Annotated in this window: 22 protein-coding genes, 1 rRNA gene and 1 riboswitch; of the genes, 9 read left to right on the plus strand and 14 right to left on the minus strand. The window is 31.2% G+C overall.

What is annotated here, in order from left to right; genetic code table 11:
- Positions 1–85: 85 nt before the first annotated feature.
- The 3 genes from C7N44_RS05840 (at position 86) to C7N44_RS05850 (ending at position 1,850) form a co-directional block, all read left to right on the plus strand.
- On the plus strand, positions 86–862 hold the full coding sequence (locus C7N44_RS05840; RefSeq protein WP_263851164.1) for a sulfite exporter TauE/SafE family protein: 777 nt from the start codon (positions 86–88) through the stop codon (positions 860–862).
- A gap of 90 nt (positions 863–952) precedes the next feature.
- Positions 953–1,261, plus strand: coding sequence for an ArsR/SmtB family transcription factor (locus tag C7N44_RS05845; RefSeq protein ID WP_318530503.1), 309 nt, complete (start codon positions 953–955; stop codon positions 1,259–1,261).
- The gene (locus C7N44_RS05850) at positions 1,251–1,850 is read left to right on the plus strand and encodes a cation transporter (RefSeq protein WP_105956976.1); all 600 of its coding nucleotides are present in this window, start codon (positions 1,251–1,253) and stop codon (positions 1,848–1,850) included. Before C7N44_RS05845 ends, C7N44_RS05850 begins: the two co-directional genes overlap by 11 nt.
- Positions 1,851–1,876: 26 nt before the next feature.
- Here the strand turns inward: C7N44_RS05850 and ade are convergent, their stop codons facing one another.
- The 4 genes from ade to C7N44_RS05870 all read right to left on the minus strand — a co-directional run bounded on the left by ade (position 1,877) and on the right by C7N44_RS05870 (position 6,950).
- The gene (gene ade / locus C7N44_RS05855; RefSeq protein ID WP_105956977.1) at positions 1,877–3,553 is read right to left on the minus strand and encodes an adenine deaminase; all 1,677 of its coding nucleotides are present in this window, start codon (positions 3,551–3,553) and stop codon (positions 1,877–1,879) included.
- 150 nt (positions 3,554–3,703) lie between these two features.
- Positions 3,704–4,462: a WxL domain-containing protein gene (locus C7N44_RS05860; protein ID WP_105956978.1), complete on the minus strand. Its 759-nt coding sequence runs from the start codon at positions 4,460–4,462 to the stop codon at positions 3,704–3,706.
- Between the two features lie 40 nt (positions 4,463–4,502).
- Entirely contained in the window at positions 4,503–5,873 is a 1,371-nt protein-coding gene (locus tag C7N44_RS05865) for a hypothetical protein (RefSeq protein ID WP_105956979.1), read from the minus strand.
- Positions 5,874–5,897: 24 nt separating this feature from the next.
- Entirely contained in the window at positions 5,898–6,950 is a 1,053-nt protein-coding gene (locus C7N44_RS05870; RefSeq protein ID WP_167387293.1) for a DUF916 and DUF3324 domain-containing protein, read from the minus strand.
- 257 nt (positions 6,951–7,207) lie between these two features.
- On the opposite strand from C7N44_RS05870, the gene C7N44_RS05875 reads away from it, so the two are divergent.
- Together C7N44_RS05875 and C7N44_RS05880 are read left to right on the plus strand one after the other, a co-directional pair.
- Positions 7,208–8,782 carry an Nramp family divalent metal transporter gene (locus C7N44_RS05875; protein WP_105956981.1) on the plus strand — a complete coding sequence of 525 codons (1,575 nt, stop codon included), beginning with the start codon at positions 7,208–7,210 and terminating at the stop codon, positions 8,780–8,782.
- Positions 8,783–8,834: 52 nt separating this feature from the next.
- Complete coding sequence (locus tag C7N44_RS05880) at positions 8,835–9,266, plus strand: universal stress protein (RefSeq protein WP_105957007.1); 432 nt, start codon at positions 8,835–8,837, stop codon at positions 9,264–9,266.
- 77 nt (positions 9,267–9,343) lie between these two features.
- Here the strand turns inward: C7N44_RS05880 and C7N44_RS05885 are convergent, their stop codons facing one another.
- The 3 genes from C7N44_RS05885 to C7N44_RS05895 all read right to left on the minus strand — a co-directional run bounded on the left by C7N44_RS05885 (position 9,344) and on the right by C7N44_RS05895 (position 12,919).
- Complete coding sequence (locus C7N44_RS05885) at positions 9,344–10,012, minus strand: DUF975 family protein (protein ID WP_105956982.1); 669 nt, start codon at positions 10,010–10,012, stop codon at positions 9,344–9,346.
- An 84-nt stretch (positions 10,013–10,096) separates the two neighbouring features.
- Positions 10,097–11,437 (minus strand): dihydrolipoyl dehydrogenase family protein, encoded by a 1,341-nt coding sequence (locus C7N44_RS05890; RefSeq protein WP_105956983.1) that lies wholly within the window; start codon positions 11,435–11,437, stop codon positions 10,097–10,099.
- A gap of 147 nt (positions 11,438–11,584) precedes the next feature.
- Positions 11,585–12,919, minus strand: coding sequence for a dihydrolipoyl dehydrogenase family protein (locus C7N44_RS05895; protein WP_105956984.1), 1,335 nt, complete (start codon positions 12,917–12,919; stop codon positions 11,585–11,587).
- 188 nt (positions 12,920–13,107) lie between these two features.
- Between C7N44_RS05895 and C7N44_RS05900 the strand changes: the two genes are divergently transcribed.
- Positions 13,108–13,881 carry a (S)-acetoin forming diacetyl reductase gene (locus tag C7N44_RS05900; protein ID WP_105956985.1) on the plus strand — a complete coding sequence of 258 codons (774 nt, stop codon included), beginning with the start codon at positions 13,108–13,110 and terminating at the stop codon, positions 13,879–13,881.
- Positions 13,882–14,480: 599 nt separating this feature from the next.
- Complete coding sequence (locus tag C7N44_RS05905; protein WP_105956986.1) at positions 14,481–15,452, plus strand: AEC family transporter; 972 nt, start codon at positions 14,481–14,483, stop codon at positions 15,450–15,452.
- A 278-nt stretch (positions 15,453–15,730) separates the two neighbouring features.
- Here C7N44_RS05905 and thiM read toward each other — a convergent pair whose 3' ends face one another.
- The 4 genes from thiM to tenA are packed head-to-tail and all read right to left on the minus strand — an operon-like array spanning position 15,731 to position 18,655.
- Positions 15,731–16,516: a hydroxyethylthiazole kinase gene (gene thiM, locus C7N44_RS05910; RefSeq protein WP_105956987.1), complete on the minus strand. Its 786-nt coding sequence runs from the start codon at positions 16,514–16,516 to the stop codon at positions 15,731–15,733.
- Positions 16,509–17,153, minus strand: a complete 645-nt coding sequence (thiE, locus tag C7N44_RS05915; protein ID WP_105956988.1) for a thiamine phosphate synthase — start codon at positions 17,151–17,153, stop codon at positions 16,509–16,511. The genes thiM and thiE overlap by 8 nt, the downstream gene beginning before the upstream one ends.
- Positions 17,143–17,961, minus strand: coding sequence for a bifunctional hydroxymethylpyrimidine kinase/phosphomethylpyrimidine kinase (thiD, locus tag C7N44_RS05920; RefSeq protein WP_105956989.1), 819 nt, complete (start codon positions 17,959–17,961; stop codon positions 17,143–17,145). Before thiD ends, thiE begins: the two co-directional genes overlap by 11 nt.
- Positions 17,954–18,655, minus strand: a complete 702-nt coding sequence (gene tenA / locus C7N44_RS05925) for a thiaminase II (RefSeq protein ID WP_105956990.1) — start codon at positions 18,653–18,655, stop codon at positions 17,954–17,956. Before tenA ends, thiD begins: the two co-directional genes overlap by 8 nt.
- An 82-nt stretch (positions 18,656–18,737) precedes the next feature.
- A riboswitch (TPP riboswitch) is annotated at positions 18,738–18,828 on the minus strand.
- 109 nt (positions 18,829–18,937) lie between these two features.
- Between tenA and C7N44_RS05930 the strand changes: the two genes are divergently transcribed.
- Positions 18,938–19,525: a L,D-transpeptidase gene (locus tag C7N44_RS05930; protein ID WP_404799040.1), complete on the plus strand. Its 588-nt coding sequence runs from the start codon at positions 18,938–18,940 to the stop codon at positions 19,523–19,525.
- Positions 19,526–19,566: 41 nt separating this feature from the next.
- Here the strand turns inward: C7N44_RS05930 and C7N44_RS05935 are convergent, their stop codons facing one another.
- The 3 genes from C7N44_RS05935 to C7N44_RS05945 all read right to left on the minus strand — a co-directional run bounded on the left by C7N44_RS05935 (position 19,567) and on the right by C7N44_RS05945 (position 21,633).
- On the minus strand, positions 19,567–19,758 hold the full coding sequence (locus tag C7N44_RS05935) for a hypothetical protein (protein ID WP_105956991.1): 192 nt from the start codon (positions 19,756–19,758) through the stop codon (positions 19,567–19,569).
- Positions 19,759–19,774: 16 nt separating this feature from the next.
- Positions 19,775–20,308 carry a GNAT family N-acetyltransferase gene (locus tag C7N44_RS05940; RefSeq protein WP_105956992.1) on the minus strand — a complete coding sequence of 178 codons (534 nt, stop codon included), beginning with the start codon at positions 20,306–20,308 and terminating at the stop codon, positions 19,775–19,777.
- 146 nt (positions 20,309–20,454) lie between these two features.
- Positions 20,455–21,633: a thiolase family protein gene (locus C7N44_RS05945; protein WP_105956993.1), complete on the minus strand. Its 1,179-nt coding sequence runs from the start codon at positions 21,631–21,633 to the stop codon at positions 20,455–20,457.
- A 563-nt stretch (positions 21,634–22,196) separates the two neighbouring features.
- Between C7N44_RS05945 and C7N44_RS05950 the strand changes: the two genes are divergently transcribed.
- Positions 22,197–22,667 (plus strand): 16S ribosomal RNA (locus C7N44_RS05950); the annotation flags it as partial.

The following is a 22,667-nucleotide window of genomic DNA, read 5'->3' on the forward strand; positions in this document are numbered from 1 at the left end:
TTATCACTTTATAAAAAGAAGGTCGATTAAAATTACTCTTTTTGGGATTAGCATATGGATAATTTTTCTATTTATACCTGTTGGAATTTTGGCAGGCATTCTAGGCACTGTGACTGGTTTAGCTTCACTGGCTTCATATCCAGCATTGTTATATTTTGCAGGATTGCCAGCTGTATCTGCCAATGTGGTAAACAAGGCCGCATTAATGTTTAATTCAATTGGTTCAGCTGTTTCATCAACTCAAGAATTACATAACCATTGGAAAGAATTACTTAAAACGATGATTATTATTTTCTTTGGTGGCATTACTGGAGCCATTTTATTAACTGCATTACCATCATCTAGTTTTACGCATATTGTTCCAGTTTTTATTGCTGCTGGTGGAATTATGATTCTTATTCCGTCTAAAAATGAACATGAACATAAAGGGGCTAACAATTTTGAACCACGCAAAGGCCATGTTAATCAACATTCATGGTTACGCAATATATTAATTATTTTCTTAGTATATTTAATCGGTACTTATAGTGGCTACTTTGGTGCTGCATCTGGAATTTTGTTATTGGTATTATTAACTAGAACCAGTTCAAATGAATATACAGTAAGTAATGCAATTAGAAATGTTGCGATGGGTGCTGCTAATATTGTTGCAACCATTTATTATTCATTTGAAGCACACATTGTGTGGATCTTAGTTTTACCATTAGGAATTGGTTTCTTTATTGGCGGATACATAGGACCTAAGATTGTTAGAGTTTTACCAGTTAAATACATTAGAATACTAACCGGTATTTTAGCTTTGATTTTAGCTTATACGCAATTCTCAGCTGCATATAATATTAAGTTATTCTACCTATTTTAAATTTGAGGATGAGCAATCATCCTTTTATTTTATTTAATATATGATATAATTTTCATATGTTAAAAAATTCATATGAAAAGTGAGGATAACATGAATACAAATTATTTAAAAGAAGCCAGTCAAATATTCAAGTTATTGAGTAATGAAATTAGATTAAAAATGTTAGTTAATTTAGAAGACAAGGATATTAATGTAAATGAATTGAGTAAGATACTTAACCTGGAACAATCTGCAGTTTCACATCAATTATCTATTTTGAAGCAACATCAATTAGTAGATACTAATCGAGTAGGAAAATCTATTTATTATCGATTAGATGATCCGCATATTTTAGATATTGTAAATGAAGCGGTTCAACATTCTAGTCATGTTATTAGGGGGAAAAAGCATGGCGAATAATACACTTAGAAAAAGTATTAACATTGAATATTTATCAACATTATGGATGTTACTTGAATTTGTGGTTGCATTATATTCAGGAATTATGGCTAAATCTATTTTATTAATTGCTTTTGGATTAGATAGCTTTTTAGAAATTATTTCTGGTAGCATATTAATTTGGCGCTTGAAAAAAGAAGCTAATGGTGCAGATAGTGAAACGATTGAAAAAGTAGAAAAAATTACTTCAAGATTAGTGGGAATAATATTGATATTATTGTCAGTATACGTGACGCTCACTTCTTTTCTGAACTTATTTGGTCATGGGGTGGCTGATGATTCGTTGTCAGGAATTATTATTGCAATTTTATCTATATTAATCATGCCATTTTTTATTATTAAAAAACGTCGTTATGGTAATCTATTAAATTCAGGTGCTTTGATTGAAGATAGTTATTGTAATGTTACTTGTGCATATATTGCCGGAACGGTATTAGTAGGGATAGTATTAAACGAATTGTTTGGCTTTTGGTGGGCTGATTCAGTTTCTGCTTTAGTTTTAGTATACTTTATTTTTACAGAAGGTATTGAAGGAATTAAAGGCGAATAAAAAGACTTAGCTAATGCTAAGTCTTTTTATTTAGGTTGAATATCAATAAATTTTTGTTGATTAAAATCATATAACCCTTGGTCAGTTAATTTAATAGTTGGGATAACTGGCAAAGTTAGAAATGATAGAGTAATAAATGGATTGAAATTAATCTCACCGCTAATTTGTTTAAATGCTTGAGTAATTGCATTTAAATCTTCACTAGCATTTTGCCATGATTTATTAGACATTAGTCCAGCTACTGGTAATGGCATGGTGGCTAAAACTTTTTCATCATCAACTACAGCAATTCCACCACCAACTTTTGTAATTTCTTGAATGGCTTTATAAATACTTTCATCGGAAGTTCCAACAGCCACAATATTATGTGAGTCATGCGCAACTGTAGTAGCAATCGCACCGTGTTTAATATTAAAGCCATGAACTAAACCAAGACCAAAGGTACCTAAGTTATGATGACGTTCAACATCCACCATTTTTAGAATGTCATTTTCTAAATCAGATTTGAACGCGCCATCTTCAACTGGCACTTTTATCTTTAAATGATCAGTTTCAATATGGTTAGGTTGAATACCAATGACATGGCATTCTTGATTACTTTTTAATGGTAACGCTAGATCTTCTAATTTGATATTTTGATGAACAGTATTTTTAGTGAATTTCAATGGAGTTGTTTTAAAATTATTTTCCGTCATTACTTTTCCATTTTTAATCACCTGTTTTACATCCACCTTTTTAGGATCAGAGATCATTAAAATGTCAGCTTTATATCCAGGAGCTAAGGCTCCCAAATTATTAATTTTATGTGCTTTAGCCGCATTTAAACTAGCCATAACATAAGCATCTTCTGGTTTAATACCATATTCAATCGCTAGCTGAATATTAAAATTAATACTTCCTTCATTAATAATGGTAGTGATAAATTTGTCATCAGTACAAAATGAAAATTTATCAATATTATCTTCATTGACTGCTTGAATGGTATTTTGCAAGTCTCTTTCAACAGTACCTTCGCGTAAGAAGATATTCATTCCAACATCTAGACGGTCATACATTTGGTTTAAATCAGTAGATTCATGGTCAGTAGAAATACCGACTTCCTTGTATTCGCCTAATTGCTTGGCTGATAGACCAGCTCCATGACCATCAACTTGATAGCCTTTTTCTAAAGCATCATTAATTTTTTTCATCATATCATGGTCACGATTATGAACTGCCGGAAAGTCCATGACCTCAGCTAATCCGATGACAGATGGTTCATTATAAAGAGAATTTAATGAAGAAGCGTTTAAAGTTGCACCATTATGTTCAAAAGAAGTAGCTGGAACACTAGAAGGAAGCATAACAAAAACATCTAACGGAGATTGTTTAGCATCATTAATCATATATTTGATGCCATCAATGCCAGCTACATTCGCAATTTCATGTGGGTCGGTAACCACTGAGGTAACTCCCATTGGAACAATCACTTTGCCCAATTCAGATGGGGTGATTAATGAGCTTTCAATATGAACATGTGAATCAATAAAACCAGGGACTAAATACTGATTGCTAGCACCAATAATTTTTGTTGCTTTAAATTCAGATTCATTTTCAGTGGAGACTATCTTTCCATCATTGATCCATAAATTTTTCTTTTCAAATTTTTTAGTAAAAACATTTAAAACTTTTCCATTCTTAATCAATAAATCGATAGTTTGCATTTTGATAGTCCCATCCTTTTTTTATACGAATAAAATTATCAAATATTATGAGACATTAACATTAATTTGTCAACGTTTGTAATAGTTCGTATTTTATGTTAATGAGATAAATAAAAAAGCTTTGCGTATGCAAAACTTTTTAATAATTTATTATTTTGGAGTGCTGGAATTTACACCATTATCAGATGCACCAGAAGTCAAATTCCAAGTAATAGTACCATTATAAGTACCTGATTGTGATTGCCCATATTTTAATTGAATAGAGTTAAATAAATCAAACCAAGTTAAACCACCTTGATTTTGATTGGCCTGCATAACTTGTTTTGTGCCATCATTTTGTGATAAAGAGAATAATTTGTTATTTGTAGGAGCTTGATTATCATTATCTGTTTCTGTAGCATTTCCATATGCTGGTTTTGCACCATCATTAGAGTTAAAAGTTATTGACGCTCCCTTTAATTTTGCTCCATTTTCTGATTGCATTGGATTACTTAATGTTGCAGTCAAATTCCAACCTGGTTTATTATTCCTATTGTCTGTTACTTGCGTGTAGTAATACTGACCATTATTATTTTGATTGTTGTAAATAGTTTCATTATTATTTCCATTTTCTGCTTGGTTAGTTGTTTGACCAAAGTTTAAATCAGTAGGGACAGCATCAAGTGTTAACTCACCACTAGAATTAGTGTCAGTTATATTGTTATTTTTACCGTCATTAGGCAATTCATTTTGTGGTGTAATTGGATCAACTGGAAAAGTATGGTTTCCAGAATTATCTATTTTAAACATTGTATTTGTCACATTATTATTACCATTAATATTATCAGCCTTAGTATTAGTTTTGCTCAAAATGATTGAACTTCCAGCAAACATTGTTAAGGCAGCTGTACATAATAATAATTTTTTCATATTAAAATCTCCCTTTATAAATTCATTGTAATTCTATTTTCTATGGTCCATTGACCAAATTCCATGTTGCAATTCCTTGATATTTTCCTGAAGGTGATGGGGTAAAATCTAATATAATATTATTTTTATTAACACTATAGTCAAAAGTTCCATTATTAGATCCCTTATTATTAAAATAATTTATGCTTTCTCCAGGCATTGCTCTTTGGTTATTAATGATAAAACTTGTATTTGATAATACTTGATTATGTTTGTTTTTTAATGTTGACAACTTAACACTTATATTAAAATCACTTACATTAAATTTTGATAATACTAGGTTACTGTTCAATGTTTGAGATGATAATTGTGTCATTCCACTACTACTGTTAGTACTTTCAAAGAATAAATCTGGCATACTATTTATTTTAAGTAAATAAATTTTGCTTAATTTATCTAATATATTTTCTTGTGTTTGAATCAAACCAGGTGAATTTTTGATGCCATTTACGATATATTTTATTAAGTTCATATTTAAATATGAATGTGGAGAATTATACATTTTAAAGGTGGAATTGTTATCTACTTCTTTATTTATTAAATTTTTATAATTATACTGTTTGCTAAATTTAGATTTACTAATTTTTAACCGGATTTGTCTTTCTACATTCTTAATTTTTTCAATTGATGCTTTAATTAAGTCACTGTAAGTTAAAGTTTGAGCTGTTTCAAAAATATGATATTCAGGTGTGAAATTATTGTCGGGCTTGTAATTATAATCGCCTGATTTGTAATAAAGATAAACTAAAGGACTACTATTATAAGAATTAGTATTGAAATTCATTTTTGGTTCATTTGAAACCGAACTATTCAAATATAATCTTACGGTTATTATTCCACTATGATAATTCATACCTTTCAGACTTATTTTAAAGCTATAAACTCTTTGATTATTTTGTGTATAGTGATCGTAAGTTATGATTTTTTTATTATTATTCTTATTTAAATTAAACTCAATAGGATCATTATTAGATTTGTAATAAAGTTTAGAATTATCACCATCTATCATATTTTCAGAATTTCTGAAATCATTATCAAATTCCATTTGAAAGTTAACATACCTATTGGCTCCACCAGTACCTCCGGGGCTACCATAATCAAATTGAATATATGGTTTCGTATCATCATACCCCATTTGAATATTTCTAATACTATTGTCATAGTTATTAAAATTTGAACTACCTTTTGTACCATTATCTGATTTAATCCGGTTTACATATTGATGGTTCTTAAAAAAATTATCATCAAAAACATTCTTATCATTATGTGGTGGATCGTCTGAAATGTTTGTATCAGCTTTAACTGAAATTGAAAATAAAATCGTACATAAGAAAAAGGATAGTACCCATATTTTTGTCTTTTTTTTAATCAATTAAATCGCTCCTCAAAATAAAAACTATTTATTTTGATTGTCTTCTTCATCATTCTTTCTACGTTTTAGGAATATAAACAATAGAATTAATAATAAAATTATGATAATTACAATTAAGCTAATGATTATAATCATGGTCCATGGGAATGGCTTTTTATTTGTCACAATATTATTTTGTGTGTTATTAAAGTTTTGTTTAGTAACATTAAAGGTTTTGTGCCAATGCCATGTTTGACCATCACTAGCACTAGCATTGCCATCCAATGTATAGTCACCAGGAGATAATGTTTCCTTTAACGGTATTGATAAATCAAACTGGCTAATAGGCGCAATTTGACCTAAACTGGTTGAATTCTTTGCTACTGTTTTGCCATTCTCATCCTTAACTACAGATTCAGTTTTAACACCACTAATAAAGTTACGTTTATCATTTTTAAGTGTACTTGTAACAGCGGGAGCATAATTATCAGGAGCTTGTTTAGCATCAATTAGTTTTAAGTCTGGTAATACATTGCCCTTTTGATTTCTTAATAACACAGCAATCGAATAAACAAATCGATTACTAATATTGACACCGTTTTTATTATTACTTTGTTGTTTGTAATAACTATCATCTTTGTAAACTGATATTCCACCCATGATAATGCCCTTAAATTTTTCTTTAGGCATATTCAATTTGAAAGTGATAACTTTAGAACTTTTTGCAGGCATTGCAATTTTTTGTTCTAAATTGCCATCAATTAATTCTGATAACTTAGGTGAGCCAATTAACTTTTGTTTACTTTTGGTATAGTCAATTGCGAGTCCATTACTAGTAGTTGCATCGTTCGCGGAAACGATAAAATGCTGGGTAGCGTTAGAACTATTTCTAACATTTACTTGTACATTTTGTTTTTGTCCTGGGTTATATAATGCATCGATATAGCTAGTTTTGCTATTTATCTGATTTTTGGGATGAATAGCATTTATTGTAAATGGAATTGATGTATTGTTATTTTCCGCATGGACAGAATTAATTCCTCCAATAAAGAATAATAAAGCAGTAATGAAAATTAAGTATATATTTTTTCTTTTCATTTTTTCTCCTTTCATAAATTTATACATAAACTAAAATAATAGCATGAATTTACATAATGTCTATATTTATTTTATATTTTATATTTAATGGGCCAAAATATTTTGCTTATTAGGATATTATTCATAACAATATATGACCTTAATTGATGTTTTTTTTAGTATTACCTAAAAAAACATTTAATTTTATTTAAATATAATGTATAATACATATGTCTTCTTGAAAGATGTTTTTTTAATTATGGAAAGGGTGGAAAGTTTTGAGTGAAAACAATTCACACGCAAAAAAAGGTTTCGTTCAATATGCGAACGGACCTTCTCTAGATGAAATAAACGGTAAGATTTCCGTTCCTAAAGGTATGGGATTTTGGAAAACATTATTCGCATATTCTGGTCCAGGTGCATTAGTTGCCGTTGGTTATATGGATCCCGGTAATTGGGCAACTTCAATTACTGGTGGTCAAAATTTTGGTTACCTATTAATGTCTGTCATCTTAATCTCAAGTTTGATTGCGATGTTACTACAATACATGGCAGCTAAACTTGGAATCGTGAGTCAGATGGATTTAGCGCAAGCTATTCGTGCAAGAACTAGTAAAACATTAGGAATTGTATTATGGATTATGACAGAATTTGCTATTATGGCTACTGATATCGCCGAAGTTATTGGTGGAGCAATTGCTTTATATCTATTATTTAATATTCCACTAATCATTGCGGTATTCTTAACCGTATTTGATGTTTTGATATTGCTATTATTAACTAAGATTGGTTTTAGAAAAATTGAAGCAATTGTTGTTTGTTTAATTGTGGTTATTTTACTTGTTTTCGTATACCAAGTAGTTCTATCACATCCTGATTGGGCTGGTGCTCTTAAAGGTCTACTTCCAGTTCCTGAAACTGTTTCAACTGGACATGAAGTTGCTGGTATGACTCCATTATCAGGTGCTTTAGGTATTATTGGTGCTACTGTTATGCCACATAACTTATATTTACATTCAGCTATTTCACAAACTCGTAAGATTGATCATAGTGATGAAGACGATGTTGCTAGAACTATTCGTTTTACAACATGGGACTCAAATGTTCAATTAACTTTTGCTTTCTTCGTTAATGCTTTACTATTAATCATGGGTGTTGCTGTATTTAAATCAGGAGCTGTTCAAGATACTTCATTCTTTGGTTTATTTGATGCTTTAAATAATACTAAGATGTTATCTAATCCAATTTTGATCAGTGTTGCTAAATCAGGAATTTTATCAACATTATTTGCCGTTGCTTTACTAGCCTCTGGTCAAAACTCTACTATCACTGGTACTTTGACTGGTCAAGTTATTATGGAAGGTTTCATTAACTTGAAAGTCCCATTATGGGCACGTCGTTTAATTACTCGTTTAATATCAGTTATCCCAGTTTTGATTTGTGTATCAATGACTGCTGGTGAATCAACATTAAAACAACATGCAGCTATTAATGACTTAATTGAAAACTCCCAAATATTTCTAGCTTTTGCTTTACCATTCTCAATGCTACCATTGTTAATGATGACTAATAGTAAAGTTGAAATGGGTAAGAAATTTGCTAATAGATTATGGGTAAGCATTTGTGGTTGGTTATCAGTTCTTGTGTTAACTGGATTTAACTTATACAACATGCATGATTCTGTTGCTGGTTTCTATGGTGATGGGATAACTGCTGCTCAAGACAAACAAGCAGGTATTATTGCTTGGATTATCAACATATTAATTGTGTTACTATTAATTTGGACATTAACTGAATTACACCGTGGTAATAAGCGATTCATTAATGCTCATCCTGAATTAAATAATGACTAATCTTTAAACTAATATTAATAGAATAGAAGGTTTAAATATGAAAAATATGAATATGGATATTAACTTTAAGAATATTCTAGTTGCTGTTGATGATTCTGATGACGCCATTTTAGCTTTTAAATATGCTATTGCACGTGCTAAAGAAGAAAATGCTAAGTTAACTATTGTTTCAGTTCTTGAAGATGAAGATATTAATATTTATCAAGCATTATCTGGAAAGTATGTTCATGGTAAATATGAAGATCTTGAAAAACATATTAAGAAATATGAAGAAACAGCTAAAAAAGCTGGCGTTAAAGATGTTGCAGTTATGGCGTCACAAGGTGAAGCTGGAGAAACTATCGTTAAGGATGTTATCCCTAAGGTAAATCCTGATTTATTAATTGTTGGATCAGAATCCAAAAAAGGATTATCTAGACACTTTGGTAGTCAAGCTGCTTACATGGCTAAATACTCACCAGTTTCAGTTATGGTTATCAGATAAAATTATATTTAAAGCTAATTAAATTATTAACTACTACAAAAAATAACCGCTAAGATTTTATATCTTAGCGGTTATTTTTATGCTTCATTATTTAAATTAAGATAGTATCTGATCATGGTTAATGAAGTATATGGAGTTACATAAATCGCAGCAATTCCAAATGTTATTATTACAACAAACCACCATCCAATGAAACTTAGTCTTAGGACAAAGTATTCAGCTTTATGTCCATCCATTAGTTGACGACTTTTGGTGATAGCTTCTAGTACGCCAATCGGATGACCATTTTTTGCAGCATCACGATAGATATATACTGCTTGTGAATATGAACATGCTTTAATAAATGCAGGGAAGAAGAGTAAAAATGCCCATAATGTAATGAAAATAAAAGACATTATAAACACACCAATCGTTCCCCAGAAAACTTTTTGACTAGACATAATGTTGAATGATTTAGAAAAGCCATTTTCAAAATCACTTTTATTACGCCATGCATCTAATATATTGAATTCAGCACTATAAGAAAATATCACTGCTACAAGTCCAAAAAGACCAGTTGATAAAAGTAAATTACCATTATATGTTGTTTGTAATACACCATCAATCATAGAAAAAGACTCACTACCGTTATTAGTCATACTGGTTAATATTTCCATAACAAAATATGGTATAAATAGGGTAAAAAAGAAGCCAAAATGTTTACTTAACATTTGATTAGCTTCCATTTTTAATTGTGAACGATCCAATGAAAGACCTCCTTGTATGTTTTCTTTTATTATACTATATGTAAAAAACTCTTTAAGCAATTTACTTAAAGAGTTTTTATTTTTTTATAAGTTTTTCCAAGCTTCATGACCAATTGAAGGGAAAAGATGAACGTTACGTTCAATTTCTTCTTCATTCATATGCATATTAACTGCGGGGACAAGTGTATCAATTGTATTATCAGCATCATCAGAAATTTCTGTAAAACCAACTAAACGATGTTCTTTATCAAATACATATGCATTTTCAGCAATTTTAGCTTTAGTGGCTTGTCTAAACCATGTTCCTGCCATATCATGCTTTTCAACTATATATGCATCACTTTTTTCAGCTTCAGCAACTGAAACGCCCATTTGGCTAATTCTTGGAGATGTAAAGACAACTGAAGGAATAGCAGGAAAATCAATAGCCTTATCAGTTTCCCCAGCAAAAAGATGGTTTAAATATTGTGATTCGAAAGTGGCAGTAGGGGTTAAATTAGGTTGTCCAGTAGCTGCAACATCACCGGAAGCGTAAATGTTATCAACTGAAGTTTGTAAATGATCATTTACGATAACACCTTTTTTATCATCATATTTAACACCAATTTCTTCTAGTCCCATATTATGAACCATAGGAACACGACCAGATGCATCTAAAATCCATTCTACATTTAGTTCTTTTTTATCACCATAATTTACAACATAATTGTCGCCATCACGATTAAAAGCATGAATATCGGCATTTTGAATGAAATGAATGCCTGAGCCTTTCATTTCATTAATCACTTTTTCTACATATGGTTGATAAAAACTACGTAATGCTTTATCACTATGCATTAGCATTGTGACATCAGCACCAGCTTCATTAGCCATAGTAGCGAATTCCATTGCGATATAACCGGTTCCTACAACGGCCATGGATTTAGGCATTTCGTCTAAGTTTAAAAAATCTTTAGAATCATGAGATAATTCTGTATTTTCTACATTCACTCTATGAGGAGTTAAACCAGTTGCGATGACGATTTTATCGGAAGTAACATGTTCACCATTAATTTCTAATGTATGAGCATCAGTAAATTTGGCAAATCCATGAATAACATCCATGCCTAATGACTTCATAGTAGCTTCACGATTTACTTTAATATTATCAATTCCAGCATGTTTATTTTGCATATTAGCATGCCAATTGATCTTGGTATCACCTTCAACAATACTACTCATGCGATGTTGCTTTTTGGCTAAAGTGATTGGTAAATCTAATGTAATTTTTGCATTACATCCCCAATTAGGACATGTACCACCAACAGCATCGGCTTCAACAAACGCAATTTTGAATCCTTTTTTACATAATTTTTTAGCACCATCAAAAGCAGCGTGACCAGAACCAATATAAATTACATCGTAATTATATTTATTATTTTGCATAACAAATCCTCCTTGATATATGTATCTATCAACACTTAATTTAATATAGTGTTCATTAATAAACAAATAAATAGACTTATATAAATAAAAAGTTCCAGTTTCCTGGAATTTTTTATTTATAGATATGCTTGTTTTAAATTTTAGTGATTAGATATTTTGCCATGCATCGCTTCCAATGGATGGGAATAAGTGAACTAATCTACCAATTTGTTTTTGATCTAGTTTTAGAGCAACGGCAGGTAAGATTGAATCGATAACAGAATCAGCTTGATCAGATACTTCAGTAGCACCTACTAAGTGATGTTCTTTATCAAAGATATATGCACGTTTGGCAATTTGTTCTTTGGTAATGGCACGATACCAATCTTTAGTCATATCAGTTTCTTCAACTGTATATTCATCGCTATTCTTAGCTTCATCAACTGAGACACCGACTTCTGCAATGCGTGGAGTTGTGAATACAACTGATGGAATAGCAGGAAAATCAATAGCAGCTTTAGTTTCACCAGAGAATAAACTAGTTAGATATTTAGATTCAAACATAGCAGTAGGGGTCAACTTAGGTTTACCAGTATCAGCAACATCGCCAGAAGCATAGATATTATCAACATTTGTTGCTAAATGATCATTAACTTTGATACCACTTTTATCATATTTGATACCTAAGTCTTCTAAGCCCATGTTTTCAACATTTGGAATTCTACCAGTGGCATCTAAAATGTAGTCGGTACGAATATCTTCATTATCTAATTGAACAGCGGTTACGCAGTCATCTTTTTGTATAAAATCTTTAATTTTAGCATTTTTTACAAAACGAACACCTTTATTTTCTAAGTCTTTCATAACCATATCAACATAGTCTTGATTAAATTGACGAAGTGCTTTGTCACCATGCATTAAAACTGTGACTTGAGCATCAGCAGCATTAGCGATGGTTGCAAATTCCATTGCAATATATCCAGCACCGATGATTGTCACATGTTTAGGCATTTCATCTAAGTTTAAGAAATCTTTAGAGTCATGAGCTAATTCTTTACCGCTAACATCTAAACGATGTGGACGTAGTCCAGTGGCAATGACAATTTTATCTGCAGAATAGCTTTTATCACCAACAGTTACAGTATGATTATCATTTAATTTAGCAAAACCATGAATTAAATTGATACCAAGGGATTTGATTAATCCACTAATTGCATCAGGTAATCCATCAATTACCTTGTGTTTATTAATCATATTTTCTTTCCAGTTGATTGAAGTATCGCCATTAATGATATTTTGTAATCGTTTTTGGGTTTCATTTAATTGGACTGGAATGTCTAAAGCGATTTTAGCGTTACATCCCCAATTAGGACATGTTCCACCAACTTTATCTGCTTCAACGACTGCAATTTTATAACCCTTTTGTGCTAATGGAATAGCACCATCAAATGTACCATGACCAGCACCAATATATAAAACATCATAATCGTATTTATCAGCCATTTATAATCATTCCTAACATTATTAAAATTATTAATTAATATTTCTATTTTCTAGAATAGATGCCTTATTATTATAATTCAAATATTTTGCTTTAGATTGTTTAGAGTGCGACTAAAATCTTATGTATTTTTAATATTTATTATGTATTATAATAGTGAAGTGTATTAATAGAAAAAGGGGATCTTTTTATGTCACAAAAAGTTGCATTTGTTACTGGTAGTGGTCAAGGTATTGGAGAAGCAATTGCTAAAAGATTAGCAAAAGACGAATTTGCAGTTGCCATTGCAAATCGTACTGCAAAAAAAGGTGAAAAAGTAGCCAAAGAAATTAATGCTGATGGTGGAAAGGCGATTTTTGTTCAAGTCGATGTATCCAAACGTGATGAAATGTTTAAAGCAGTTGATGAAACAGTTAAACAGTTAGGCGATTTAAACGTGGTTGTTAACAATGCTGGAGTGGGTCCAACAACTCCAATTGATACAATTACTCCAGATCAATTTGATTTTGTATATAAAACCAATGTTGCTTCAGTAATTTGGGGAACTCAAGCAGCTAAAGAAAAATTTGAAAAATTAGGTCATGGTGGAAAAATTATCAATGCTACTTCTCAAGCTGGGGTAGTTGGTAATCCTAATTTAGCATTATACAGTGGTAGTAAATTTGCTATTCGTGGAATTACTCAATCAACAGCTCGTGATTTAGCTCCATTAGATATCACAGTTAATGCATTTGCCCCAGGAATTGTTAAGACTCCTATGATGATGGATATTGCACATCAAGTTGCTCAAAATGCAGGTAAAGATGATGAATGGGGAATGAGTACTTTCTCCAAAGATATTGCATTAGGCCGTTTGGCTGAATCTTCAGATATTGCTAATGGGGTTGCCTTTTTAGCAGGTAAAGACTCAGATTATATTACTGGACAAACACTTGAGTTAGACGGTGGAATGCAATTTCATTAATAATTCCATATTAGACAAAAATAAAAGGACATGCATAAAATGCATGTCCTTTTTTGTGAGATATAATAAAAACAATATTAATAAAAAAGTACTCCAAAAATTAAATCTTCAAAGTACTTTGGTTAGTGAGCTGTGATGCTTCGAACACCATCTTCTCAGCAAAGGACTGAGTGCTTTTTACCTTAAGCTAACAGCTCATAATATTGAATTAATTGTCGATTACTAATCAACAATTAATATTAAACCATAATATTAATTTTAATGCAACAAAAATTTGGCATTTTTTTCTAAATTTAGATATACTTTGTCTACGAATACATATTTGGGAGGCTTTATAATGAGTTTTATTATTTATTTAATTTTATTTGTGATAATTTTATTTTTAGTATCAACACTTACTACTGTTTGGATTCTTCATCGTCAAAATAAAAGACACAAATAGCTTTATAACAACAATATAAATGATCTTTCTATTGACATATAAATTTTATTTATAATGAACGTATTTTTTGACTATATCTTATGCGATGTTTTATAGTTTGATATCGTTAAATAAATTTAAAAATAAAATTTTATATAATTAATAGGAGGGGTTAAAAATGGATGTATTTTTTACATCAATTCAAAGTGTCCTAGTAGTTGTACTAATCATGATTCTAGGTTATGTACTGCGTAAAACTGGATGGTTTGCTGACACATTTAGTAAGAATATTTCTAAACTAATTAAAAATATTGCGCTACCTGCTTCAATCTTTGTTGCAGTGTTAAATAAATTAACTCGTGATCAGCTAGTTGGTTTTAGTAGTTATTTAATCTGGGGAATTATTTCAGTAGTCATTGGCTACATTATTGCGTTTGCACTTGTTAAAATCATGAAGATCAGAGTGGGTCGTCGTGGAGTATTTATTAATGCCGTTGTAAACGCCAATACTATTTTTATTGGATTACCATTGAACTTAGCACTATTTCCTAACTCAATGACATATTTCTTGGTTTACTACATTATTAATACCGTTTCAACTTGGGCCTTTGGGGTCTTCTTAATTAGTAATGATGATCCTACTAAGAAAGACCAACCAAAAGAACATCACAAGATTAATTGGAAGCAAGTATTACCAATGCCACTTGTAGGATTCTTAATTGCTTTGATTTTCTTATTATTAAACATTCCAGTATTAAAAGTACCATTTATTTCACAAACATTATCATATGTAGGAAGTTTAGTAACACCATTATCACTTATCTACATTGGAATTGTTTTAGCTGATGCTGGATTAAAGAGTATTTCATTTGATCGCGATACAGTAGTAGCCTTAATTGGTCGTTTCGTTTTAGCACCAGTTGTAATGATTGGAATCTTAGTCTTAGCTATGCACGGTGGAGTTTCATTGCCATCAATGTTCAACCAAACGATGATTGTTCAATCTGCTACTCCAATGCTAGCTGTATTGCCTATCCTAGCTGCTGAAGCTCATGGTGACGTTAAATATGCTACCAATATTGTTACCACATCAACTATTTTATTCATTGTAGTTATTCCTATTTTGATGACAATTGTTCAATATATTTAATTAATAAAGAGTTGCCAATTTAATTGGCAATTCTTTTGTTTTATTGACAATAATTATGGGGTAGCATAAAATTTTAGTTAATCTGAATTCGCATACAAAGAAGGAATTTATATGTTTGAAAAGTTATGTTATATCTTAATCGCAATCGCTATTATTATTGCTATCGCAGTTTATATTATTTGTTACTAAATATTATTCATAAAAATTTTTCAATTTAATAAATGATAAAAATGGATGACTTTGTATTTTACCAAAGCCATCCATTTTTTGTTTATATCTTAATTTTTCATAAGTTTAACTTTTTCTTTTTTAGCTACTTCTTGATCTGAAACTTTATATAAATTATCAAAAAAACTACCTAAAAACATATAAGGTTCGTTAATTTTTGCAGCCGCAATTTCACCCACAATGCTAAATAATTTAGTGGCCATTACTACTGATGATATTGATGATTCAATTCCCATAAATGCGCCAATAATGCCATCTAACATATCGCCACATCCAACATTTAATGCAAAAAAATGATTTCCATTATCAATTTCATATGTTGTTTCACCATCAGTTACGATATCTGAAGGTCCAGATAAAACTACAATGGCGTTTAATTTACGAGCTGCTTTTTCAGCAATACTTTGTAAACTACCTTTACCATTTCCTGCATCGATACCTTTGGCATCCCATTCAACGCCGGCAATAAATGCAATCTCACCAGCATTACCTCTTAAAACATTGATTTTAATATTATCATTAATATATTTGAAATTATCCTGCCGTAACTTTGATGCGGCAATCGCTACTGGGTCTAAAACAATCGGAATTTTTTTATGGTTTGCTTCTTTACCAGCAAAAATCGCTTGATCAATTGTTACTTTACTATTAGAGCCTAAATTAATTACAAGTGCATCTGATATATTAACTAAATCTTTTGCTTCTCTTTTATCATTGAACATAATGGGAGAGGCGCCAATGAAATTGATAGCGTCAGCAACATGTTGTGGAGTTACCATATTAGCAATGTTTAATACTACGGGGTTTGCTTTTCTTAATTTTTTGATCTCATCCATTTTTAAGCCCTCTTATTTTGTTAATAGTTTTTTCAATATTATCGCTATCTATAATTTCTGAAATGACGGCAATACCGTTTACAGGTGTATATAAAACTGTATTTATATTTTTGGCATGAATGCCACCAATAGCTACAGTAGGAAATTTACTGATTGTTGCTAGTCGATTTAATTTATCAATACCAATTGCTTTCTTAGGATTAGCTTTTGAACTGGTATGATAAATTGGACCAATACCAAGATAATTAACTTTATTATTTTTAATGTTTAATAATTCTGTTTCATTGTGAACTGATAAGCCAATTATTTTATTGGGAATTTCATTTCTGATTTGATTGATACTTTCATCATCTTGACCGACATGAATTCCATCGGCATTGATGCTTTTAGCCAATGTTAAATTATCATCGATAATTAAGGGAACACGATAATAATCAGTTATTTTTTTAATTTTTTTGGCGACATTTAATATCTCATCAGCATTTAAAGTTGATTCATCTTTTTCTCGATATTGAAACATGGTTATACCATTAGCACATGCTTTTTCTACAATTTCTAATAGCTTTTGAACATTATGATTAGTATTTTGGCTACCCGCAATGAAATATACTTTTAATTGTTTGATATTAAAAGGCATTTTTATTTTCTCCTCCCCAATGATTCAGAGGCCCATGACCATTTCCAACGATGATTTTATTCTTTAAAATGGTATCGATATATTTTTTTCCATAAAATATTGCCTCCCGAATGTTTTTCCCCTTAGCGAGTCCGGCAACAATAGCGGATGATAAAGTATCACCAGTGCCGTGTTTGCGCTTGGTGTGATACTTTTTGCTATTAAGCCAGAAGTCATGACCGTTTTCGAGTAATACATAGTCTGATATTATATTTCGAGACGAGTGACCGCCTTTAATAATGACATTTTTAGCACCTAAATCATGAATGATATGAGCAGCTTGTTTAATCTTTTCGTTTGATGATAATTTAAAATTAACGATTACTTCAGCTTCTGGTAAGTTAGGAGTGACAATATCTGCAAGTGGAACCAAATCTTTAATAATTGTTTTGATGCCATTTTCACTTAATAATTTAGCACCACCTTTAGCTACCATAACGGGATCAACTATTAGGGGATGCAAATTATACTTTTTGATATTATCTACTATAATTTTGACATGTTCATTATCGAATAAAGCCCCAGTTTTGGTGGCACTAATTTCGAAATCAGCTATTACGGAACTAAATTGCTGATTAATGATATTAGCAGGTAATGCAAAAACATTTTGAACGTCAATGGTATTTTGTGCAGTAATACCAACAATGACATTGGTGCTGAAAACATGGTTTGCTTCCATGGTTTTAATGTCAGCTTGGATGCCAGCACCACCACCAGAATCGGAACCAGCAATTGTAAGTGCTTGTGGAATTATTTTTGATTTATCCATTTACAAGCTCCTTACTAAAAACATTTTTAAATTGCCAATCTTCTTTATAAAAGGCTTGCTGCCAAAATTGCCATTCTAGTTCACAGCTCTTTAGAAAGTATGATTTAGCTTCATCTAATTTTTCGTTATTTAAATTATTGGCAAATTTAACTAACATAATGAATAATCTGTTAGTTAATGAATTGTCTTGGTCTTCCTCAAGATAAAAATTAATCCAATCCTTAAATGGATTTTTGTCAAGGTTGATATTACTTTGCATAATCTTTTTGGCGATTTCATTGTATGTCCAAGGACATGGTAATAATGCAGCTAAGATATTTAATATTTGACCGCTATTGACGGCTTTATACATGTGTAATTGGTATAAATAAGCTTTTGGCGATGGAGTGGCATTTTTCAAGTCTTCATATTTTAAATTTGCCACTTTGCAAAAAATTTTGTGATGGTGAATCTCATCATTCAAAATAAAATCAATATTATTATTGAAAAATCGAATATCATTACGGTCTTTCAATAATGGAATGATTGATGCATAAATTTTCATAAATTCAGATAGATATTGATAGTCTTGCTCTACATAGAATTTAAGAATACTATCATCAACTTTTCCATTTTTAATTCCCTCAATAAATTGATGCTTAAAAATGCTTTGTAAAATAGGATTTGCACTTTGTTTCAGTTCATCAGAAAACATAAAATTCCTCCTATAATACTGCCACCAAATAAAAATACCCTTTTGCTCATAGCAAAAGGGTACACTTCTAGTTTAATTATCATTAAAGTGTGTCTTAACTTCCTTCGCTAGAGTTAACTAGATCAGGTTCAATGGGTATAATCTCAGTCTTAACGACACCCCAGTGGACAGCAAAAATATTTAATTTATCTTACAAATAAAAATATAGCATCTTATCTTTAAATACTCAAACATTTTTTGTTTTATTTTAAATGTGTATAATTGTGATTGAAAGGAATGATGATTTTGAAGAAATTTTATAGATTAGTATTTCCTATTGTTAGTATTTTGTCGGTTATTTTCTTTATGACAGCTTGCGGTAGTAGTAATGCTAATGGCCATAATAAAAATAATATTGGTAATAAAGAAACATCAAGTAAGATGAGCAATGCCAATTGGCGGAAGTCATCTGAAAATAAACCTTATCCAAATATGAATGTAAAGCATAAAAATTGGTTGTTTGTTTCTACCAAGAAACAACGTGTTTATGTAATGAGCCCTAAACATAAGGTTTTATATACAATGTATTGTTCCACTGGTAGTGGTAATAGTGCTACTCCTAAAGGAACTTATCATATTCAGGCTGAACGTGGTAGCCATTTTTATAATGCTAGTTCAGGCGAAGGTGCTAATTATTGGACTTCTTGGAAAAATCACGGAATCTATTTATTCCATAGTGTCCCAGTTAACAAAAATGGTAAGTATTTGATGAAAGATGCCCATGAATTAGGTAAGAAAGCTAATTCTCATGGTTGTGTTCGTTTATCAGTTCCAGATGCTAAATGGATTAATCAATATGTTCCATTTGGTACTAAAGTTGTAATTAAATAAAAAAGTGTCGATACGATTTATTCGTACCGACATTTTTTGTTTTAAGGTAAAGTAATGACAATGGCTAAAATCAAGATCATTATGATAGCTATAATCAAAATTGGAATTATATTTTTAGTTAGTAATTTATGTTGCTTATAATATAAGAAGCCAAGTAATAATAACATTGCAATTACACCAATTGCATACATAATGATTAATTTGATTTGAACTGAAAAGTCACTAGCCATCATATTTTAGCCACCTTTGTTATTTAATTAGTAATTGGTATGCATATCTAGCAGTCCAAGGATGCCCATTTTCACGCATATGGATAACTCCACGTTTTTCAAAACCATTAGATGTTATTACATGTTGCATTGCCATATTTTCGGGATGAGTATCGATTCTTACGTCTTTAAATCCTAAGACAGTGGAAACTGTAATTAAACCGCTCACTAGTTTTTGTGAAAGATGTTGTCCACGGAATTTATTTGAAATTGCAACACGATGAATTGCTGCATAATGAGCTTCAGATCCATTTACCCATTCACCATCTTCAATTTTTAAATAATTAGGATCAATTCCTTGGTGGATAGTTGCTGTTCCAGCAATGTTTCCATCAGTTACTAAAACATAATTGATTCCGTCTGCAATATCTTTCTTCAAGTCATCATCAGCAGGATAACCATGTTGCCATTGGTCAATTCCTTGTTCACCTAAGTATGAAATAGCTGAATGAATAATGTCCAAGATTTCTGGTAAATCCTCTTCTGTTGATTTTCTTAAGTATGTTGCGGGCATTTTAACACTTCCTTTTGGATTATTATTAATTTATAAAAACCATAACTTAAGAGTATATATAAAAACGTCACTAAATGCAACGAATTGAAAAAACTCTCATATAATACAGGATACAACAAATGAGTTATTGTTCCACGTGATTTGTTTTATAATAATGTAATTTTCATTGCCATTCCCATACCACCACCAATACAAATAGTAGCTAAACCACTTTTTTTATTGGTTCGTTTTAAATTATAAATCAGGGTTCCGATAATTCTTGCCCCAGAATCACCTAGAGGATGACCCATTGAAATGGCCCCACCAGCAATATTTAGTTTATTTTTATCAATATTGTAGTTTTTAGCTACCGCTAATACTTGTGCTGCAAATGCTTCGTTAAGTTCAACTAAATCAATATCGTTCATACCGATTTGCATTTTAGCAAATAGTTTTTTAGTAGCATCATATGGTGCATAGCCCATATAATCAGGATCACAACCAGTTTCAGCATAATCATCAATTAAGGCTAGTGGTTTAATTCCTCTTTTTTTAGCTTCAGATGCACTCATTAATACAAGCGCAGATGCACCATCATTTAAACTCGCTGCATTCCCGGCAGTAACGGAACCATTAGGAGTAAATACAGGCTTTAATTTGCCTAAAACTTCCATATTAGTATCAGGCCTAACTGTTTCGTCATTTCTAAATATGAAACTACCTTTACGACTATTTATTTCAATGGGAGCAATTTCTTCATTTAGATAATTCTTCTTTTGAGCATTTAAGGCACGCATATGTGATTCATATGCCCATTCATCTTGTTCTGTTCTAGAAATATTATATTTTTTAGCTACATTTTCTGCAGTCATACCCATTGGTTGTTTGTTGAAAGCATCCATTAAAGCATCGTTATATATAGAATCAATTAAAGATACATTGCCAAACTTTTGCCCATTTCTCATATTCATATTTAGAAATGGTGCGTTTGACATACTTTCAACACCACCAGCAACAACAATTTTAGCATCACCCATAGCAATTGCTGCTTGAGCATTTCTGACAGCTTTTAGTCCTGAACCGCAAACCTGATTAACGGTATTTGCTGTACTAGAGTAGGGGATGCCAGATTGTACTTCTATTTGTCTAGAAATATTTTGCCCAGCACCGGCTTGTAGAACATTACCAAATATTACTTGATCAACATTATCTTTTTCTATTTTTGCCTGTTTAATTGCTTCTTTTGTTACGATGGTTCCTAATTCAACTGATGAAAATTTTTTTAGTGCACCATTTATTTTACCGATAGGGGTCCTTTTTGCTGCTACAATAACTACCTTTTCCAATTTATCTTGCTCCTTTTAAACAATTTATTGTTCATTATAAAGGTTATATTTTATTTTTTGTTGAATTTTAATCATTTTTTAAATTTATTGTTGACGCTAATCTGAATTATTGATATTATTATTCCTGTTGTCATTTTTGATAACAAAGCACAAAAATAATTATAAAAAAGTTGTTGACGTTATGTTATAGCTTTGATATAATTATAAATGTCGTCGAAAAGACAAGTTATTTTTTAAAAATAATTATAAAAAGTTGTTGACTTTTACTTGTTAAGATGGCATAATGATTAATGTTGCGTTGCTGATATAACAAACAGCAACATACCAATTAAAAATTTAATTATAAAAAAGTTGTTGACATTGAATTGTTAATATGATATAATTAAAAAGCTGCTTGTTTCAAGTAGTTAACTGATAAGTAGATCTTTGAAAACTGAACAAGATTGATAATCAATGATGTGTAAGGAACTTACGATTTAGATCGTAAGTAAATTAAACACAGCGAAGTCAATTCGCTTTTAAAAACAATTAATTTGATGAGCTAGTTAAAAGCTTTTCATCTATAAGATGAGAGTTTGATCCTGGCTCAGGACGAACGCTGGCGGCGTGCCTAATACATGCAAGTCGAACGAGTTCTCCCAATTTGATTTTATGCTTGCATAAATGATTTTTGGATTCGGGACGAGTGGCGAACTGGTGAGTAACACGTGGGTAACCTGCCCTAAAGCAGGGGATAACATTTGGAAACAAGTGCTAATACCGTATAATTAGTTGGAACCGCATGGTTCCAACTTGAAAGATGGCTCTGCTATCACTTTAGGATGGACCCGCGGCGTATTAGCTAGTTGGTGAGATAATGGCTCACCAAGGCGATGATACGTAGCCGACCTGAGAGGGTAATCGGCCACATTGGGACTGAGACACGGCCCAGACTCCTACGGGAGGCAGCAGTAGGGAATCTTCCACAATGGACGCAAGTCTGATGGAGCAACGCCGCGTGAGTGAAGAAGGGTTTCGGCTCGTAAAACTCTGTT

The organism is Apilactobacillus quenuiae, assembly GCF_002994005.1.
In the GTDB taxonomy this organism is placed as follows: Bacteria; Bacillota; Bacilli; order Lactobacillales; family Lactobacillaceae; genus Apilactobacillus; species Apilactobacillus quenuiae.

Coding starts and splice junctions, on each gene's coding strand:
- C7N44_RS05905 (WP_105956986.1), top strand. CDS start 14,481: ATGGATGTATTTTTTACATCAATTCAAAGTGTCCTAGTAGTTGTACTA.
- C7N44_RS05880 (WP_105957007.1), top strand. CDS start 8,835: ATGGATATTAACTTTAAGAATATTCTAGTTGCTGTTGATGATTCTGAT.
- tenA (WP_105956990.1), bottom strand. CDS start 18,655: ATGTTTTCTGATGAACTGAAACAAAGTGCAAATCCTATTTTACAAAGC.
- C7N44_RS05850 (WP_105956976.1), top strand. CDS start 1,251: ATGGCGAATAATACACTTAGAAAAAGTATTAACATTGAATATTTATCA.
- C7N44_RS05935 (WP_105956991.1), bottom strand. CDS start 19,758: ATGATGGCTAGTGACTTTTCAGTTCAAATCAAATTAATCATTATGTAT.
- thiE (WP_105956988.1), bottom strand. CDS start 17,153: ATGCCTTTTAATATCAAACAATTAAAAGTATATTTCATTGCGGGTAGC.
- C7N44_RS05940 (WP_105956992.1), bottom strand. CDS start 20,308: ATGCCCGCAACATACTTAAGAAAATCAACAGAAGAGGATTTACCAGAA.
- thiM (WP_105956987.1), bottom strand. CDS start 16,516: ATGGATGAGATCAAAAAATTAAGAAAAGCAAACCCCGTAGTATTAAAC.
- C7N44_RS05890 (WP_105956983.1), bottom strand. CDS start 11,437: ATGCAAAATAATAAATATAATTACGATGTAATTTATATTGGTTCTGGT.
- ade (WP_105956977.1), bottom strand. CDS start 3,553: ATGCAAACTATCGATTTATTGATTAAGAATGGAAAAGTTTTAAATGTT.
- C7N44_RS05845 (WP_318530503.1), top strand. CDS start 953: ATGAATACAAATTATTTAAAAGAAGCCAGTCAAATATTCAAGTTATTG.
- C7N44_RS05900 (WP_105956985.1), top strand. CDS start 13,108: ATGTCACAAAAAGTTGCATTTGTTACTGGTAGTGGTCAAGGTATTGGA.
- thiD (WP_105956989.1), bottom strand. CDS start 17,961: ATGGATAAATCAAAAATAATTCCACAAGCACTTACAATTGCTGGTTCC.
- C7N44_RS05870 (WP_167387293.1), bottom strand. CDS start 6,950: ATGAAAAGAAAAAATATATACTTAATTTTCATTACTGCTTTATTATTC.
- C7N44_RS05860 (WP_105956978.1), bottom strand. CDS start 4,462: ATGAAAAAATTATTATTATGTACAGCTGCCTTAACAATGTTTGCTGGA.
- C7N44_RS05895 (WP_105956984.1), bottom strand. CDS start 12,919: ATGGCTGATAAATACGATTATGATGTTTTATATATTGGTGCTGGTCAT.